5 protein-coding genes and 8 pseudogenes are annotated in these 17,152 nt (G+C 74.6%); 7 read left to right on the forward strand and 6 right to left on the reverse strand.

All coding sequences use genetic code 11. The annotated features are described in order from the left end of the window. Window positions 1-25: 25 nt before the first annotated feature. On the reverse strand, window positions 26-1,141 hold the full coding sequence (locus OJ254_RS13170) for an LCP family protein (RefSeq protein ID WP_265362488.1): 1,116 nt from the start codon (window positions 1,139-1,141) through the stop codon (window positions 26-28). Between the two features lie 293 nt (window positions 1,142-1,434). Next, window positions 1,435-2,198 (reverse strand): annotated as a pseudogene (locus tag OJ254_RS13175) (TIGR03089 family protein). 129 nt (window positions 2,199-2,327) lie between these two features. On the opposite strand from OJ254_RS13175, the pseudogene OJ254_RS13180 reads away from it, so the two are divergent. From OJ254_RS13180 to OJ254_RS13190, 3 pseudogenes are all read left to right on the forward strand, one after another. Further along, window positions 2,328-3,668, forward strand: a pseudogene (locus OJ254_RS13180) (peptidoglycan recognition protein family protein). 254 nt (window positions 3,669-3,922) lie between these two features. Further along, window positions 3,923-5,004, forward strand: a pseudogene (gene manB, locus OJ254_RS13185) (mannose-1-phosphate guanylyltransferase). 173 nt (window positions 5,005-5,177) lie between these two features. Next, window positions 5,178-6,082: pseudogene (locus OJ254_RS13190) on the forward strand (DNA-3-methyladenine glycosylase family protein). 28 nt (window positions 6,083-6,110) lie between these two features. On the opposite strand, the pseudogene OJ254_RS13195 reads toward OJ254_RS13190, so the two are convergent. The 3 genes and pseudogenes from OJ254_RS13195 to OJ254_RS13205 form a co-directional block, all read right to left on the reverse strand. Next, window positions 6,111-7,434, reverse strand: a pseudogene (locus tag OJ254_RS13195) (coenzyme F420-0:L-glutamate ligase). Continuing rightward, window positions 7,431-8,387 (reverse strand): 2-phospho-L-lactate transferase, encoded by a 957-nt coding sequence (gene cofD, locus OJ254_RS13200; protein WP_265362489.1) that lies wholly within the window; start codon window positions 8,385-8,387, stop codon window positions 7,431-7,433. Before cofD ends, OJ254_RS13195 begins: the two are co-directional and overlap by 4 nt. Before the next feature lie 165 nt (window positions 8,388-8,552). After that, window positions 8,553-9,049, reverse strand: a pseudogene (locus tag OJ254_RS13205) (cysteine dioxygenase). A gap of 704 nt (window positions 9,050-9,753) precedes the next feature. Here OJ254_RS13205 and OJ254_RS13210 point away from each other — a divergent pair. The 3 genes and pseudogenes from OJ254_RS13210 (at window position 9,754) to OJ254_RS13220 (ending at window position 15,675) form a co-directional block, all read left to right on the forward strand. Continuing rightward, on the forward strand, window positions 9,754-10,017 hold the full coding sequence (locus tag OJ254_RS13210) for a WhiB family transcriptional regulator (protein ID WP_003983763.1): 264 nt from the start codon (window positions 9,754-9,756) through the stop codon (window positions 10,015-10,017). 316 nt (window positions 10,018-10,333) lie between these two features. Further along, window positions 10,334-14,106 (forward strand): annotated as a pseudogene (locus tag OJ254_RS13215) (glycosyltransferase). Beyond that, window positions 14,103-15,675 (forward strand): annotated as a pseudogene (locus OJ254_RS13220) (DUF5719 family protein). The pseudogenes OJ254_RS13215 and OJ254_RS13220 overlap by 4 nt, the downstream one beginning before the upstream one ends. Before the next feature lie 23 nt (window positions 15,676-15,698). On the opposite strand, the gene OJ254_RS13225 reads toward OJ254_RS13220, so the two are convergent. Next, window positions 15,699-16,085, reverse strand: coding sequence for a metallopeptidase family protein (locus OJ254_RS13225; protein ID WP_341483606.1), 387 nt, complete (start codon window positions 16,083-16,085; stop codon window positions 15,699-15,701). A gap of 328 nt (window positions 16,086-16,413) precedes the next feature. Between OJ254_RS13225 and OJ254_RS13230 the strand changes: the two genes are divergently transcribed. Next, entirely contained in the window at window positions 16,414-16,854 is a 441-nt protein-coding gene (locus tag OJ254_RS13230; protein ID WP_265362493.1) for a DUF3499 domain-containing protein, read from the forward strand. Window positions 16,855-17,152: the final 298 nt, after the last annotated feature.

Below are 17,152 nucleotides of genomic sequence, written 5' to 3' on the forward strand. Positions count from 1 at the left end.
TCGCCGGGCGTACTTTGCGGCATCTTTATTCGCAGATCCCGCGCTCCGCCGTCGTACCGGGAAAGGTAGGCCCTGAACCCGCCGAAGGCGAGGGTTCGGGGCCCGGCTTGTCGTCCGGCGACCCACCGCCCGGCGCCCCGCCCCCGGACCGCACCGGCCGCTCCGCACCGCCCGGCGCCGGCCGCACGGTCACCCGAAGATCCCTGCCCAGCCGCCCGAAGAGCTGGTCGGCATCCGGTTCCACCAGCTCGTCGCGGTTGGGATCGAGGCGGTACTCCCGGCGCGGCACGGTCAGGAACTGCACCCGCCCGGTCGGAATGCCGCGAGTGCTGCGCACCAATTCGTACAGCCCGCGCAGCGAAGCCAGACCGCCGTCCGTGGTCAGCGAACTCGTCGCGGCATCCAGAACCGGATACAGCCGGGTCGGATTCAGCAGGACACCATTGCTCTGCACTTTCTTCACGAGAGCACCAAGAAATCGTTGTTGGCGCTCCATGCGCTCGGTGTCACTGCCGTCACCCAGGCTCTTGCGGGCCCGTACGTATCCGAGCGCGGCCTCGCCCTGCAGCGTCTGCCGGCCCGCGGGCAGATCGAGGTGCGCCTCGACGTCCCGGACCGGCCGGGGAAGGCAGACCTCGACCCCGCCCACCGCGTCCACCATCCGCTTGAAGCCCACGAAATCGATGATCATGTAGTGGTCGATCCGGATCCGGGTCAGCTTCTCCACCGTCCGGATCGTGCAGGCCGCCCCGCCGTACGCGAACGCCGAGTTGAACTGGGTCGTCTGCGGACCGGTCTCCCGCCCGTCGGCCCCCTTGCAGTGCGGCACCTCCACCACCAGGTCCCGCGGGATGCTCACCGCGGTGGCGCTCCTGCGGTCCGCCGCCAGATGCAGCAGCATCGTGGTGTCCGACCGCTGGCCGCTGCTCCGGCCGTACGCGCTGTTGCCGCCAGTGCGGCTGTCGGACCCGATCAGCAGCAGGTTCTGCGCGTTCGGCGGGCCCGCCGGCGGCCGCTCCGACTCCCACTTGCGCAGCTCGGCCTCGACGTCGTTGTCGGTGTGGATGTTGCCGTTGAGCTTGGCGTACAGCGCCCCGCCGGCACCCGCCCCGGCCAGCAGCACCCCGACCGCCCCGAACACCAGCCGGCGCCGCCAGCGCCCGTCCGGCGGGGTGCGCCGCGGCCCCGGCCCCCTGCCCGGGCGCTCGGCCCAGCCGGTGAACCTGGGGGCTCGGGGGTCTCGGTCACCTGTGCGTCCATCCTCACGGAGTCGGCGTAGCGCCCGTGCGGGCCCCGCGTCACGACGGACGGACGGAACCCGCGCCGGGTCGTACGTATCTCACGAGCATGAACGGAAACCGGCGCCCGGGCCTGCGCTGGGCCCCCACGGTCCGCCGGACGGGGAGCGCCTCCGGGGAACCCCCGCGACAGGCGCTATCCGGCCGCCCGCGGCGCCCGGAACGTGATCTTCTCGCTGGTCTCCCGGGCCGCCTCGGCCGCCGCGTCGAGCGCGCCGAGGTGCCGGCAGAGCACCACCGAGCCACCGACCGCCAGCGGCCCGTACAGCCCGTACGACAGGCCCTCCCAGGTGTCGTACGGCAGCCCCGACAGCACCCGGGGCGCCGCGGGCAGCCCGGCCGCGGCCGCATCGGCCCGCGCCCGGTCCACGACCTGCGCGCCGGTCAGCTCCTCCCCGGCCACCACCAGCGCCGCCGCAGCCGCCTCCACCGGCACGAACGGCACGAACCGGTCGCCCTGCCCCGGCACCTCCACGGCGTAGTCGGCGAACCCCTCCGGCGGCTGCGGGAAACGCCCGCCCAGCGGACGCAGCGCCAGCGCCACCCGCTCCCCGGAACAGGCCCGCGCCTCCGCCAGCCGGTCCGGACCGGCCACCACCAGATCCGCGGCCGCCGGATCTCCGCCGACCTCCGCCACCACGCCCACCGACGCACAGGCCAGCAACCAGACGGCGGTCTGCCAGTGGGCCGGCAGCAGCAGCGCGAGCCGGTCACCGGGCTCGGCGGCCAGATCGCCCTGCAGGTAGTTGGCGGTCTTGGCCACCCAATTGGCGAAGGTCGCGACGGACAGTTCCACGCGCTCGCCGGTGGCGTCGTCGTAGAAGGTCACCAGCGGGCGGGCCGGGTCCGCGGCGAGCGCGGAACCCAGCAGGTCGGCGGGGTGCGATCGATGGCGTTCATCGCGGCAAGGGTACGCGCGGCGGCCGCTGACGGTGGGTCGGGCCCGGCCGGCCCGGGCCACCGGATCGGCCGATGCCCCGTCAGGTCACCGTTGGCGCGTTGCCGCCGCCCGTGTTCACGATGCTGTCCATGCGCCCCTTCCTCGCGAGCTGCCTCGGCGCGGCGTGCACCGCCGCCCTCGCCCTGCCCTTCGCGCCGGACGCCGGTGCCGCCGGCCGGCCACCCGGCCCTGCCGCGGCGCGCACCGCCGACCTCCCGGGCAGCACCCAGTCCCTGCCGGTCACGGCCCTCGGCACCGGCGCGCCCCGCCCCACCGACCGCGACACCCCACCGCCCCGGTGCCCCGCACCCTCGGCCTGCCGGCCCGCAGCGTACGGCCGTTCTCCCTGCTCGGCGTCGTCTGGGAGGACGCCGGCGCCGCACTCCACGGCCGGGTCCAGGTCCGCACCCGCGCCACCCGCACCGGCGCCTGGTCCGGCTGGCAGGACGTCCAGACCCACAACGACGACGCCCCCGACCTCGACGCCGCCGAACGCCACGGCAGCGACGTCCGCGGCAGCACCGCGCCCCTGTGGGTCGGCGACTCCGACGCCGTGCAACTGCGCATCACCCCGCAGACCCGCAACCGCGCACCGGTCGCCGTCCCGCGCGGACTGCGCCTCGAACTCGTCGACCCCGGCAGCGCCCCGCCCGCCCGGCGCAGCGTCCAGGGCCCGCCGGCCCCCCTCGGCCCCGACGCCACCGCGGCCTCCGTCGCCAACGCCGCCCTCGCCCCGCTCGGCGCCACCGAGATCCCGGCCCTCGACCGCGCCGCCTCCCAGGCCGACATCGCCGCGGCCGGCGGCGGCCGGCCCGCCGGCCCGACCTACGTCGGACCGCGCCCCCGCATCGTCACCCGGGCCGGCTGGGGCGCCAACGAGAAGCTGCGCGAGAAGTCGTTCCTCTACACCCACGCGGTGCGCGCCGCCTTCGTCCACCACAGCGGCTCCGGCAACAACTACACCTGCGCCCAGGCCCCCAAGCTGATCCGCGCCATGTACCGCTTCCACGTCAAGAGCAACCACTGGCGGGACATCGGCTACAACTTCCTCATCGACAAGTGTGGAACGGTCTACGAGGCCGCGCCGGCGGCGTCGCCAAGCCCGTCATGGGCGCCCACACCCTCGGCTTCAACAACGACTCCACCGGCATCGCCGTCCTCGGCACCTTCACCGACACCGAACCGCCCAAGGCCGCCCTCGCCGCGGTCGCCCACCTGACGGCCTGGAAGCTCGGCCTGTCCAACGCCGATCCGCGCGCCACCGCACAGATGGTCTCCAGCGGCGGCAACCGCTATCCCAAGGGAACCAAGGTCGGCCTGCACGTCATCTCCGGCCACGCGACGGCTTCACCACCGACTGCCCCGGCAACCACCTCTACAACAAACTCGCCGCCACCCGGCTCGCCGCCGCGCAACTCCAGGGGCGCTGAACGGGATACCGGCAGGGGGCACTCCCGGGGACGGGAGACGGCCGCCGGCCGGAGGACGAGGAGGAAGGGGCCTTCCGGGTCGTCCCGGGCACCACTGAACCGTTCCTGCGGCAGACACGTCTTAGCGACCACGACTTGGGATGACGGCGTCCGCCCGCGGCCGGAACCCGCCCCTCCGCCGGGGCCGGCCGGGGGCCCGTCTGCCTACACTGGTCCGCCGACCGGCCGACCCCAGCAGGAAGCAGAGACGACAGGTGACAGAAGCGATCCTCCTGGTCGGCGGCAAGGGCACCCGGCTGCGGCCGCTGACGGTGCACACGCCCAAGCCCATGGTCCCGGCGGCCGGCGTGCCGTTCCTGACCCACCAGCTGGCCCGCGCCCGGGCCGCCGGCGTCGAGCACATCGTCCTGGCCACCTCCTACCTCGCCGAGGTCTTCGAGCCGTACTTCGGCGACGGCTCGGCGCTCGGGCTGCACCTGGAGTACGTCACCGAGCGGGAACCGCTGGGCACCGGCGGCGCCATCCGCAACGTCGCCGAACGGCTGCACTCCGCACCCGGCGACCCGGTCCTGATCTTCAACGGCGACATCCTCACCGGCCTGGACATCAAGGCCCTGGTCGACACCCACCGCACCTCCGGCGCCGACGTCTCCCTGCACCTCACCCGCGTCGAGGACCCGCGCGCCTTCGGTCTCGTCCCCACCGACGGCACCGGGCGGGTCACCGCCTTCCTGGAGAAGCCGCAGACGCCCGAGGAGATCGTCACCGACCAGATCAACGCCGGCGCCTACGTCTTCAACCGGTCGGTCATCGACACCATCCCGGCCGGCCGCCCGGTCTCCGTCGAACGCGAGACCTTCCCCGGGCTGCTCGCCGACGGCGCGCACCTCCAGGGCATGGTCGACTCCACGTACTGGCTGGACCTCGGCACCCCGCAGGCCTTCGTCCGCGGCTCCGCCGACCTGGTCCTGGGCCGCGCCCCGTCCCCGGCGGTGCCCGGCCGCCGCGGCGACCGCCTCGTCCTGGAGACGGCCGAGGTCGCCCCGGACGCCAAGCTCACCGGCGGTACGGTCGTCGGCCCGCGCACCGTCATCGGCGCCGGCGCCGAGCTCGACGGCAGCGCCGTCCTGGAGGGTGCGGTCGTCGAACCCGGCGCCGTGATCCGCGACTCCCTGATCGGCGCGGGTGCCCGCATCGGCGCCCGTACGGTGCTCGACGGCGCGGTCATCGGCGACGGCGCCCGCATCGGCGCCGACAACGAACTCCGCGACGGCATCCGCATCTGGTGCGACGCGGAGATCCCGGCCGGTCGGTGCGCTTCTCGTCGGACCAGTAGCGGGGCCGGCCCGGTGGCCGGAATGCCGGGAATACCGCCCCCACCCGGCCTGTTGAGGCCCCGCAGGGGGCCTTCGCGTCCCCTACGGGATCCGTTCGCCCCACACCTAAGGGCCCGCGCCCCCGGCGTCCCGCTCCCCGCCCGCTGTCACCCCCATCGCCTACTCTGGCCGCATGCCCGCCCGCACCTGGGTCCCCTCCGGCCCGTACGACCTGCACCGCACCCTGGGGGTGCTGCAGCGCGGCCCGGGCGACCCGGCCTTCGCGGTGCGAGGCGGGGAGATCTGGCGCGCCTGCCGCACGCCCCAGGGACCCGGCACGCTGTGCGTCGCGGCCCGCCCGGCCGACGGCGAGGTGGTGGCCGAGGCCTGGGGCCCCGGCGCCGAGTGGCTGCTCGACCGGCTGCCGCAGCTGCTGGGGAGGACGACGACCCGGCGCAGCTGACCGCCCGGCACCGCATCGTCCATGAAGCGCGCCGCCGCCACCCCGGCGTCCGGCTCGCCCGCACCGGCCTGGTCCTGGAATCGCTGATCCCGTCGATCCTGGAGCAGAAGGTCACCAGCGACGAGGCGTACCGCGCCTGGCGCCTGCTGCTCCAGCGGCACGGCGAGCCCGCGCCCGGCCCCTGGGAGCGGCTGCGGGTGATGCCCGATCCGCGCGGCTGGGCGCTGATCCCCTCCTGGGAGTGGCACCGCGCCGGCGTGGACGCCAAGCGCTCCACCGCGATCCTGCGCGCCGTACGCGTGGCCCGCCGGATGGAGGAGGCCGCGCGGATGGACCTGTCCGACGCCACCCGCCGGCTGACGGCGATCCCCGGCATCGGCCCGTGGACCGCCGCCGAGACGCTCCAGCGCGCCCTGGGCGCCCCGGACGCGATCACGGTCGGCGATCTGCACCTCCCGAAGATCATCGGCTACGCCCTCACCGGCCGCCGCGGCACGACCGACGCGGAGATGCTCGAACTCCTCGCGCCGTACGCCGGGCAGCGGCACCGCGCCGCCCGGCTGATCCTGCTCTCCGGGATCACCCCGCCGCGGCGCGCCCCCCGGTTCCCGGTCGGCGATATCGCCCGCCTCTGAGCCCGGCGGGGTCCGGTCAGGGGCCGCCTCAGCGCACGACCACGAAGTCGTCCGCGCTCCGTGCCGCCCGCGCCCGCGGCGCCTCGGCCGGACGCCCGATGGCCACCGCCCCCATCGGCTCCCAGTCGCCGGGCAGGCCCAGGACCTCCCGTACGACGTCCCGGCAGAACATCGTCGAGGAGATCCAGGCCGACCCCAGCCGCTCGCCCGCCAGCGCCACCAGGAAGTTCTGGATCCCCGCCCCGTGGGCGACGACGAACATCTCCCGCTCCGCCGCGTTGCGCCGCGCGTCCGGATAGCTGTGCGCGCCGTCCAGCACCATGCACGGCACCGCCAGATACGGCGCGTTCCGCAGCACGTCGCCGCGCCGCACCCGTTTGGCGATGGACTCCTCCGACTTGCCGTCGCCGCGCAGGTCCGCGATCCAGGCGTCCCGCATCGCGTCCAGCAGCCGCGCCCGCGCCTCGGCGGACTCCAGCAGGACGAACCGCCAGGGTGTGGTGTGGTGCGGCGCCGGTGCGGTGACCGCCGCGGCCACCGCGCGCCGCACCGCCCCCGGGTCCACCGGGTCGTCCGTGAAGGCCCGCACCGTACGTCGCAGCGTCACCGCCTCCCGTACCGCCTCGGAGGTGCCCAGCCGGAACATGTCGTCCGCGGCGCCGCGCAGCATCGCCCGCGCCCCGTCACCGGTCTCCTCGACGACGTGCCCCAGCCCGCGCACCACCGCGACCGGCAGCCCGGCCGCCTTGCCCTTCACCAGGTCGCCCGCCGCCGCGAGTTCGTCGGCGGTGGCCACCACGGTCGCGCTGAGCGGATTGCCGTACGCGTCCGTGCCGCCGCGCAGATCGTCCAGCACCCGCACCCCGGCCGCCCCGATGGCGACGTCGGTCAGACCGCTGCGCCAGGGCCGCCCGGAGGTGTCGCTGATGACGACGCCGACGTCCACGCCGAGTTCGGTGCGCAGCCCGGCCCGCAGGGCGCGCGCCGAGGCGTCCGGGTCCTCCGGCAGCAACAGGACCGTGCCCGCGGGGGTTGGAGGCGTCGACGCCGGCCGCGGCCATCACCAGGCCCTGCCGGTTCTCGACGATCCGCAGCGTGCCCCGGCGGGCGACCAGCCGCACGGTCTCCCGGTCGATCGCCGCCTCGCGGTCGGTGGCCTCGACGATCCGCCCCTCGGCCTTGCTGACGATCTTCGACGTCACCAACAGCACGTCGCCGTCGGCGAGTTGGGGCGTGCCGTCGGCGGTCGCCGCGGCCGCGATCAGCTTCACCAGGTCGTCGCCGGGCCGCACCTCGCCGATGCCCAGCAGCGCCCAGACCCGGTACGCCGGCACGTCGGCGTCGCCGGTCACGCCCGGACCTCCTCGGCCAGCGCCAGCGCCTCGCGCGCCATCGCGGCCGTGGCGTCCAGGTCGGTCATCATCAGCGGTACGGCCCGGCAGCGGATCCCGGCCGCCTCGACCTCGGCCACCGCGCCGGCGTCGACGGAGTCGACCAGCCAGCCGTCCAGCAGCCCGGAACCGTAGTGCCGGGCGACCGCCGCCGCGGTGGACTCCACGCCGACCGCCGCCAGCACCTTGTCCGCCATGCCGCGCACCGGCGCGTCCCCGACGATCGGCGAGAGCCCGATCACCGGCACCCCGGCGTCCGCGATCGCCTCGCGGATCCCGGGCACGGCGAGGATGGTGCCGACGCTGACGACGGGGTTGGACGGCGGGAAGAGGATGACGTCGGCTTCCCCGAGGGCCTCCAGGACCCCGGGCGCGGGCTTGGCCTGCTCGGCGCCCACCGGGACGACGGCCCGCGCGTCCACGGAGGCGCGCAGCCGCACCCAGTACTCCTGGAAGTGCACGGCCCGCTGCTCGCCGTCCTCCTCGATCGCGACGTGGGTCTCGATCCGGTCGTCGGACATCGGCAGCAGCCGCACGCCGGGCTGCCAGCGCGCGCAGAGCGCCTCGGTGACGGCGCTGAGCGGGAAGCCGGCGGCCAGCATCTGGGTCCGCACGATGTGGGTGGCGAAGTCCCGGTCGCCGAGGCCGAACCACTCGGGGCCGACGCCGTAGGCGGCCAGTTCCTCCTTGACCCGGAAGGTCTCGTCGGCGCGGCCCCAGCCCTGCTCCTCGTTGATGCCGCCACCGAGCGTGTACATCACGGTGTCGAGGTCGGGACACACCTTCAGGCCGAACAGGTGGATGTCGTCACCGGTGTTGCCGATGACGGTGATGTCCGCGTCCGGAGCCGCTGCCTTCAGTCCCCGCAGAAAGCGGGCGCCGCCGATACCGCCGGCCAGAACCACGATTCGCATAACGACAGTGTGTCAGCCGAAGGCTGACTCGATGAGGGGCGGTGGTCGGGTGACGGGTGGGCAGTGTGTCAGCCGAAGGCTGACTCGATGAGGGGCGGTGGTCGGGCGACGGGTGGGCAGTGTGTCAGCCGAAGGCCGGCTCGATGAGGGGCGGGCGGCCCGGGCTCAGGACGGGGTGGTCTCCCGTGTCGCCGTGGAGCAGTGGGGCGCGTCGTGCATGGGCATTTCGGTCAGACCGGGGAAGTAGACGTGCAGGCTGACCGCGGGCGTCAGGGAGTCGTTGACGACCTCGTGGACGTAGCCGGGGGCGAAGACCTTCTGGGTGCCGGCGGCGAGGGCGCGCGGTCCGGCGGGGCCGTGTTCGGTCAACTCGCCTTCCAGGACGGTCAGTACGCCGGAGGACCGCCCGTGGTCGTGCCGTCCGCTGCCCTGGCCGGGGAGCCAGCTCAGCAGCCACACCTCGTAGCCGGGGCCGGTGCGCAGCCGGTGGTACCAGCGCGTGGTGGCGTCGTAGCGGACGAGCGGGGCCCAGGCGGCGCGGTCCGCGGCGATGGCGCGGGCGAGCCCGACGAAGCCGGCGACGGTGTCCGGGTGCGCGGGGACGGGCGGCAGGAGGTGGGGATGGCGAGCGGGTCGCCGGCGATCTGGACGTCGCTGTTCATCGGTTTCGAGTTCCTCGGCGGAAGAGCTGGGGGGACCTCCCCGTCGTAGCCGGGGGGAGGGTGCGGCCGGCGCGGGCGGTCCCTGTGGGGTGCGCGGCGCGGGCGGGAAATGCGGGGCGCTGCGGGGTGGTGCGAGCGGAGAAGCTGGAGCTCAGTGGCATCAACAGCTGGAACAGCGACAGCGAGCCTGCGCAGCGCAGAGTGACCCGTAGGCACGGGTCAGTCGGGGCGCGGCAGTCACTGGCATGGGGTCAAGGAGACCGGGTTCCCGGCGCAATGTCAACCGGATGTCGGGTTTGCCGCGAATCTTTCACCGCATCCGGTTACTCCGGCCGGAGAAAGGTTTGTGCAGTCCTGGACGCGGAGACATCGACCGGCAACCGCTGCTCCAAACGCCGTTGCGGTCCCGTGATCCGTCTGTGATCTTCCCCGCTTCGGCGCGCGGGGTGCAACGCGAACGCCGCCTGATCACGTCTCCATGGATGACACGGACGTGCCGGGGGGCGCGCCCGGGGAAGTGTCCTGGTTTTTACTGATTTGAACACTTTCCGCATCCGCTTGGTTCCGCCGAGTGAATAAGAGGCTCAATAGCAGATCTCGGCTTGACTGGCCCGGATCACCACACTTGTAATTTCACTCGTGTCGTTCAGCCGAAATCGATCACGGCTTGATCACGGGGACGTAAAGACAGACGAGGGGCGCACATGACCGAGCTGTTCCAGGAATTGCTGGTCGAGGAGGCGGACGAGGAGCTCGGCTGGCAGGAGCGCGCACTGTGCGCCCAGACCGATCCCGAGTCCTTCTTCCCGGAGAAGGGTGGCTCCACCCGCGAGGCGAAAAAGGTCTGTCTCGCCTGTGAAGTCCGGTCCGAGTGCCTCGAATACGCCCTCGCCAACGACGAGCGCTTCGGTATCTGGGGCGGTCTGTCGGAGCGCGAGCGGCGCCGGCTCAAGAAGGCCGCCGTCTGACCGTGACGAGTCAGCCACCCCTGCCCAGGGCGCGCGGTCTCTCGGACCCCGCCGCCGCACCGCCCCAACTCCCCATATCCCCCTATAGCGAACACTCCGCCTCCAGCGCACCGGGCGCCGGAGGCGGACTGCTGTGTACGGGCCCGGTCGGGGCACCGGCGCGAACCATTAGTGTGGGGCCCCGTCCGAGATGCGCCGCCGCCCACCGGGGCGCGCGCGTCGCCTCGTAGTCCGTCGCAGTGTCTTCCGGGGGCGGGGCCTCAAGCGGCTTCGCCGTGGGCCTTCGAACTCCCGGGTCCGGAGGGCCCGTACCTCGATGTCCGTGCACAGCCAGTCGGCGGCGCAGGCCGCCTCATATGCAGCCGCCACGCCAGAGTTCCCGCGGCACGTCGTCACCGCCGTGATCGTCTCCCATGACGGCGCCCGCTGGCTGCCCGACGCGCTCACCGGCCTCCTCGGCCAGGAACGCCCGGTGCAGAACGCCATCGGCGCCGACACCGGCAGTGCGGACCACTCCGCGCAGCTGCTCGGCGAATCCCTCGGCGACGAACGCGTACTGCACCTCGCCCGCCGCTCCGGATTCGGCACCGCCGTCGACGAGGCGGTCCGCACCGCCCCCGTGCTCGGCCCGGACGACCTGCCGTACCTGCGCCGCCCCAGCGGCTGGGACCCGGTCAGCCGCACCTGGCGCGACGAGGCCTACGACATGCCGGAACTGCCGCACGGCGAACCGGTCCAGTGGCTGTGGCTGCTGCACGACGACTGCGCGCCCGAGCCGGACGCCCTCGCCGAACTGCTGCGGGTCGCCGACGCCAGCCCTCGGCCGTCATCGTCGGCCCCAAGCTTCGCAGCTGGTACGACCGCCGCCAGCTGCTCGAAGCCGGCGTCAGCATCGCCCGCAGCGGCCGCCGTTGGACCGGCCTGGACCGCCGCGAACAGGACCAGGGCCAGCACGACCAGGTCCGCCCGGTGCTGTCGGTCTCCACCGCCGGCATGCTCATCCGCCGCGACGTCTACGAGCAGTTGGGCGGCTTCGACCGCCGGCTGCCCCTGATGCGCGACGACGTCGACCTGTGCTGGCGCGCCCAGGCCGCCGGCCACCAGGTCCTCGTCGCCCCGGACGCGGTCCTCCGGCACGCCGAGGCCGCCGCCCGCGAACGCCGCCCCATCGACTGCGTCGGCCGCTCCGTCGCCAACCCGCACCGCGTCGACAAGGCCGGCGCCGTCTACACCCTGCTCACCAACACCCGCGGCGCCCTCCTCCCGTACGTCCTGCTGCGGCTGCTGCTCGGCACCCTCCTGCGGGTCCTCGCCTACCTCGTCGGCAAGGTCCCCGGCCAGGCCCTCGACGAACTCGCCGGCCTCTTCGGCACCCTGCTGCGGCCCGGCAAGATCCTCGCCGCCCGCAAACGCAGAGGCCGCCCCGCGGTCGAGGCGAGCGAGCTGCGGCCGCTCTTCCCGCCGCCCGGCGCGACCGTCCGGGCCACCGTCGAGCAGATCGCCGGCAACCTCTCCGGCCGGGCCGCCCCGGACGTGGCCTCGGCCGGCCGGCACGGCGCCGTCGAATCCGGGCCCGGCGGCGACGACGCCGACTTCCTGGAGATCGAGCAGTTCGCCCGGCTCAAGCGGATCGCCCGCAAACCGGCCCCGGTCCTCTTCCTCGTCCTGCTGGTCGTCTCGCTGATCGCCTGCCGCGGACTGCTCGGCTCCGGCGCCCTCAGCGGCGGCGCACTGCTGCCCGCCCCCGGCAGCGTCTCCGACCTGTGGTCGGCGTACCTCGACAGCTGGCACGCGGTCGGCACCGGCGACGGCGCCGCCGCACCGCCCTACCTCGCCGTCGTCGCCCTGGTCTCCAGCGCCTTCCTCGGCTCCACCGGCTTCACGCTGACCCTGCTGCTGGTCTGCTCCGTCCCGCTGGCCGGCCTCACCGCCTACTTCGCCTCCCGCCCACTGGTCGCCTCCCGGCTGCTGCGGGCCTGGGGCAGCATCGCCTACGCCTTCCTGCCCGCCGCGGCCGGCGCACTGGCCGGCGGCCGGCTCGGCACCGCCGTCCTCGCGATCGTGCTGCCCCTCATGGCACGCGCCGCGATCGCCGCGAGCGGACTCCGGCTCCCCCTCGGCACCCGCCCCAGCTGGCGCGCCACCTGGGCGTACGCCCTGCTGATCACCTTCACCGCGGCCTTCACCCCCGTGGTCTGGCCGATGGCCGTGCTCCTCGGCGTCGGCCTGCTGGTGCTGCGGCTCCTTGACGGCAGCCGGGACCAGATCGTCAGCTACGGGCTGCGGTTCCTGGCCGTGGTCCTCGCCCCGCTCGTCGTGCTCGCCCCCTGGTCGCTGTCCCTGCTGACCCACCCGTCCCGCTTCTTCCAGGAAGCCGGCCTCGACTACGGCACCGGCTCCGCCTCCGTCCTCGACCTCATCGGGCTCAGCCCCGGCGGCCCCAAGGCCACCGGCGGGCTGCTGCTCCTCGGCATCGTGCTCGCCGCGCTCGCCGCGACCCTGCGCGACGCCCGCCAGCTCGCCATCCGCACCGCCTGGGCCGTCGCCCTCACCGGCCTGCTCTTCGCCGCGCTCGGCAACGGCTCCGGCTGGACCGGCCCCGCCGTCCTCGTCTACGGCCTGGCCCTGCTCTGCGCCGCCGCGCTCGGCGCCGAGGGCATCCGCACCCGCATGGCCAGCCTCGGCTTCGGCTGGAAGCAGCCGGTCGCCGTGCTGATCGCCCTGGCGTCCGTGCTCGCCCCGCTCTACGCCGCGGTCAGCTGGATGATCAGCGGCGCGGCCGGCCCGCTCCAACGGCGCGGCCCCGACCAGGTCCCGGCGTTCGTTGCCGAGGAGTCCGGCAGCGCCGACCGGCCCCGCACCCTCGTCCTCGACGGCACGCCCGGCCACGTCTCCTACACCCTCGTCCGCGGCTCCGGCGCCCGCCTCGGCGACGCCGACCTGGCCGCCGAGGCCGGCGAGGACAAGCGGTTCGGCAGCATCGTCGCCCACCTCGTCGCCGGCTCCGGCGCCGACCAGACCAACCAGCTCGGCGGCTACGCGGTCCGCTACGTCCTGGTCCGCAGCGGCGCCCCGCGCGAGATGGGCCGCGTCCTGGACGCCACCCCGGGCCTGACCCGGCTCAGCCAGGAGGACGGCAGCGCCCTGTGGCGCGTCGACCGCCGGGTCTCCCGGGTCTCGATCGTCCCGCCCCAGGCCCAGGACGGCACCACCGCCGGCGAGGCCGCCGCGCCCACGGCCGTCGCCGCCGGGCCCGTCGAGGCGCACACCAAGCTGCCCGCCGGACCCGCCGGCCGGGTGCTGCGCCTGGCCGACTCCGCCGACGCGGGCTGGCAGGCCACCCTCGACGGCACCCCGCTCAAGCCCGTCACCGTCGACGGCTGGGCCCAGGGCTTCACCCTGCCCTCCAACGGCGGCCGGCTCGACCTCACCCACGAGAACCCGCTCGGCCACACCCTCTGGCTGTGGGCCCAGGGCCTGCTCGCCGTCGTCCTGGTCGTCCTCGCCCTGCCCGGCCGCCGCCGCGAGATCGACGACGACCTGCCCGAGGACACCGCCGCCGCCCAGGCCGCCGCGGCCACCGGCGACGGCCGCCGCGCCCGCCGGCTGCGCGCCCAGGCCGAGGCCGAGGCCGAAGCCGCCGGCACCCCCGACCCGGCCGGCCCCGGCATCCCGGACGCCCGCACCGGCGAGGAGCCGCCCGCCCCGGCCACCGACCCGGCGGCCCCCCAGGACCCCGCCGCGACCGCCGACCCGTACGCGGCCGTACCGCAGCAGCCCTCCTACGAGGACTGGGCGGCCGCCCCCGGCCAGCACGCGGCCGAGCAGCAGCCCTACGACCCGTACCAGGGCACGCAGTACGGCGGCCAGTACCCGCAGGCGGACCCGTACCAGCCCACCGGCACCTACCCCGGCGACCCCTACCAGGCCGGCGCCTACGACCCGTACGGCTACGCCCAGCAGCCGTACCCGGACGGCACGCCGCAGCCCCAGCAACAGCCCTACGACGACGGCACCGTGTACCCGGGGTACTCCGGGCCCCCCGGCTCCTACCCCGAGCCGCGCCGTGACGGGAGCGACCAGCAGTGAAGCGCACCATGACGTCCCTGATCGGCGCGGCCGCCGCGCTGGCCGCGGTCACCGGCATCGCCGCCGTCGCGGCCCCCGGCGGCACCCCGAAGACCCCTGGCGGCGCCACCCGGCTGCCCGTCCAGCGCTCCGCGCTGCTCTGCCCCCCGCCCACCTCCTCGGAGGTCGGCGAGACCACCTACACCGCCTTCGCGCCCCAGGGCGCCGCGGCCGGCGCCGACACCAAGAAGGGCACCGCGCAGCTGCTGCCCGCCGGGACCGTGAAGGCCGCCGGCGCCGGCGACGGCAAGAAGGACGGCAAGAAGAAGGGCGGCACGTCCAAGACCGCGGACACCGGCCGGACCGCCGTCCCGCCCACCGACACCAAGCCCGTCGTCCCCCTCCGGCAGGCCGGCAAGCCGGTCACCACGTCCACCGACCGGGCCGACGCCCCCGCGCTCGTCGGCGCGGCCGACGGCACCCTCGCCCCCGGCTGGACCGTCCAGCAGACCACCACCGTCGCGGCCGGCGCCGGCCGCGGTCTGCTCGGGCTGAGCTGCCCCACCCCCGACACCACGTTCTGGTTCCCCGGCGTCAGCACCGCCGCCGACCGCCAGGACTACGTCCACCTCACCAACCCCGACAACACCCCCGCCGTCGTCGACCTCGAACTCCACGGCAAGGACGGCTCGTTGGGCGGCTCGGCCGGCGAGGACATCACCGTCCCCCCGCACACCACCGTCCCCGTCCTGCTCTCCACCCTCACCACCCGCCCGGCCACCAACGCCACCCTCCACGTCCTCGCCCGCGAGGGCCGGATCGGCGCCGCCGTCCAGGCCACCGACAGCAAGCTCGGCAGCGACTGGCTGCCGCCCGCCGCCGACCCCGCCCCGAGCGTGGTCCTCCCCGGCATCCCCAAGGACGCCACCTCCGTCCGGCTGGTCGCCCTCGCCCCCGGAGAGGCCGACGCCGACCTGAAGGTGCAACTCGCCACCCCCACCGGCCTGATCACCCCGGCCGGACTGGAGACGCTGCACCTCAAGAGCGGCATGACCACCGCGGTGGACCTCAAGGACGTCACCAAGGGCGAGGCCGGCTCCCTGGTGCTCACCCCCACCGACCCCGGCGCCAAGGCCCCGTCTCGGCGGCCCTGCGGGTCACCCGCGGCAAGGGCGGCAACCAGGAGATGGCCTTCATCCCGGCCACCCGCCCGGTGGAGAAGCGGGCCACCGCCGCCGACAACGGCGCCAAGGGCAGCACCCTGTCGCTGGTCGCCACTGACAAGGGCAAGGACGCCAAGGTGAAGGTCACCGCCTCCGCGGGCAGCGAGGGCGGCACCCCGGTCACCAAGACGTACACGGTCAAGGGCGGCACCACCCTCGACATCGACCCGCCCCGCCCCCAGGGCCTCAAGGGCAGCTACGCCCTCACCGTGGAGCCCGAGTCCGGCAGCGGCCCCGTCTACGCGGCCCGGATGCTCGCCCGCCCCAGGGCGGCGTGCCCGCCTTCACCGTCCAGCCGCTGCCCGACGACCGCGGCTCGGTCGTGGTCCCCACCGCCGGCCAGGACCTCTCCCTGCTCACCGACTGACGCGCGGGCCCCGCGCTACGGTCTCACTCCTGCCCGTAGCGCGGGTCCACCGACTCCGGAGCCAGCCCCAGCAGATCGGCGACCTGCTCGACGACCACCTCGTGCACCAGCAGCGCCCGCTCGTCCCGGCTCTTCGTACGGATCTCCACCGGCCGCCGGTAGATCACGATCCGGTCGCGATGTCCGCCCGCCGCCGGCAGCACCCGCCCCAGCGGCACGCTCTCCTCGTCGACCGCCCCCTCCCCGCCGTCCGGCCCAAAGCCGGGCACCTCGACCACGAGGAAGTCGACCTGGGCCAGCTGCGGCCAGCGCCGCTCCAGCCGGTCCCGCGAGTCGTAGACGAGATCCACGAAGGCGTCCGCGCGGGTCACCGACAGCGGCACCTGAGGCGGCGCGATCGGGCCGCGCATGCCGCGGCCGTGACGGTCGCGGCGGCGGAGCCGCGGCTCCGCCGGTCGGGGAGGTACGGGCCTGTCCATCAGCATCGAGCGTAGCCGTCACGGACCGCCGGAATCCGCAGACCGCCACAAGACGCGGCATGTCGCAGGCTGACCGGACCGGTCCGGATCGGTTTCGTTTCCCTCCCCACATCAGATCGCGGAACTCCCGCCGAATGGCCGGAAATGCACTAACTCATGAGGGTATTCCCTCCCGCGCACCGACCGCCCCGCCCCACCCGCCCCAGGACGGGCCGAGCGGGTGCAGGTCAGACGCATCGGACGAAGCGGGACGACACGGTTGGGTGAGCCGGGGGAGAGTCGTCGCGGCCCGCTCAAGAGTGCGGTACCGTCCAACGTCGTGAGCCCTGTACGTCGCTGTTCGCGCACTGCGTGCGGCCGCCCCGCCGTCGCAACGCTGACGTACGTCTATGCGGACTCGACCGCCGTGCTCGGACCGCTCGCCACCTACGCCGAACCGCACTGCTACGACCTGTGCGCCGAGCACTCCGAGCGGCTGACCGCGCCCCGCGGCTGGGAGGTCGTCCGCCTCGCCATCGACTCCGGCCCGGCCCGCCCCAGCGGCGACGACCTCGAAGCCCTGGCGAACGCGGTCCGCGAGGCCGCCCGCCCCCAGGAACGCGAACGCGCGGCCGGCGCGGACGCCCCACCCGGCGACCGCGCCCCCATGGAGGTGGCCCGCCGAGGCCACCTCCGCGTACTCCGGTCCCCGGAGCCTTGATCGCGTCCTCCCACGTACTTGGCCGTCCCGCCGCGGTTGTTGCTCGCTGTTGCGCTTTGCGGCGCCCCGCACGTACCCGTCTCTCCCGCCGCGGTTGTTGTTCGCCGTTGCGCCTGGCGGCGGGCGTTGTGTGTCGGGTGCGGTGCCGGCCCTCCAGACTTCGTCCTCCGGTCCAGCCCCTCCCGTGGTGGGGAGTTTCTCGTGGGGCGGGCCTGGTCTGTTGCCTGCGGGCACGTGGGCATCACATACGCCCCCACCGGCCTCAACTTCCCTTCCCACGGGAGGGGACGGGCCGGAG

This window comes from Streptomyces endophytica, from assembly GCF_026153355.1.
Lineage (GTDB): Bacteria > Actinomycetota > Actinomycetes > Streptomycetales > Streptomycetaceae > Streptomyces > Streptomyces endophytica.

Bases quoted from the DNA above. Each gene is read 5' to 3' on its own strand.
- cofD (WP_265362489.1), bottom strand. From the start codon at position 8,387: ATGCGAATCGTGGTTCTGGCCGGCGGTATCGGCGGCGCCCGCTTTCTG.
- OJ254_RS13210 (WP_003983763.1), top strand. From the start codon at position 9,754: ATGACCGAGCTGTTCCAGGAATTGCTGGTCGAGGAGGCGGACGAGGAG.
- OJ254_RS13225 (WP_341483606.1), bottom strand. From the start codon at position 16,085: ATGCGCGGCCCGATCGCGCCGCCTCAGGTGCCGCTGTCGGTGACCCGC.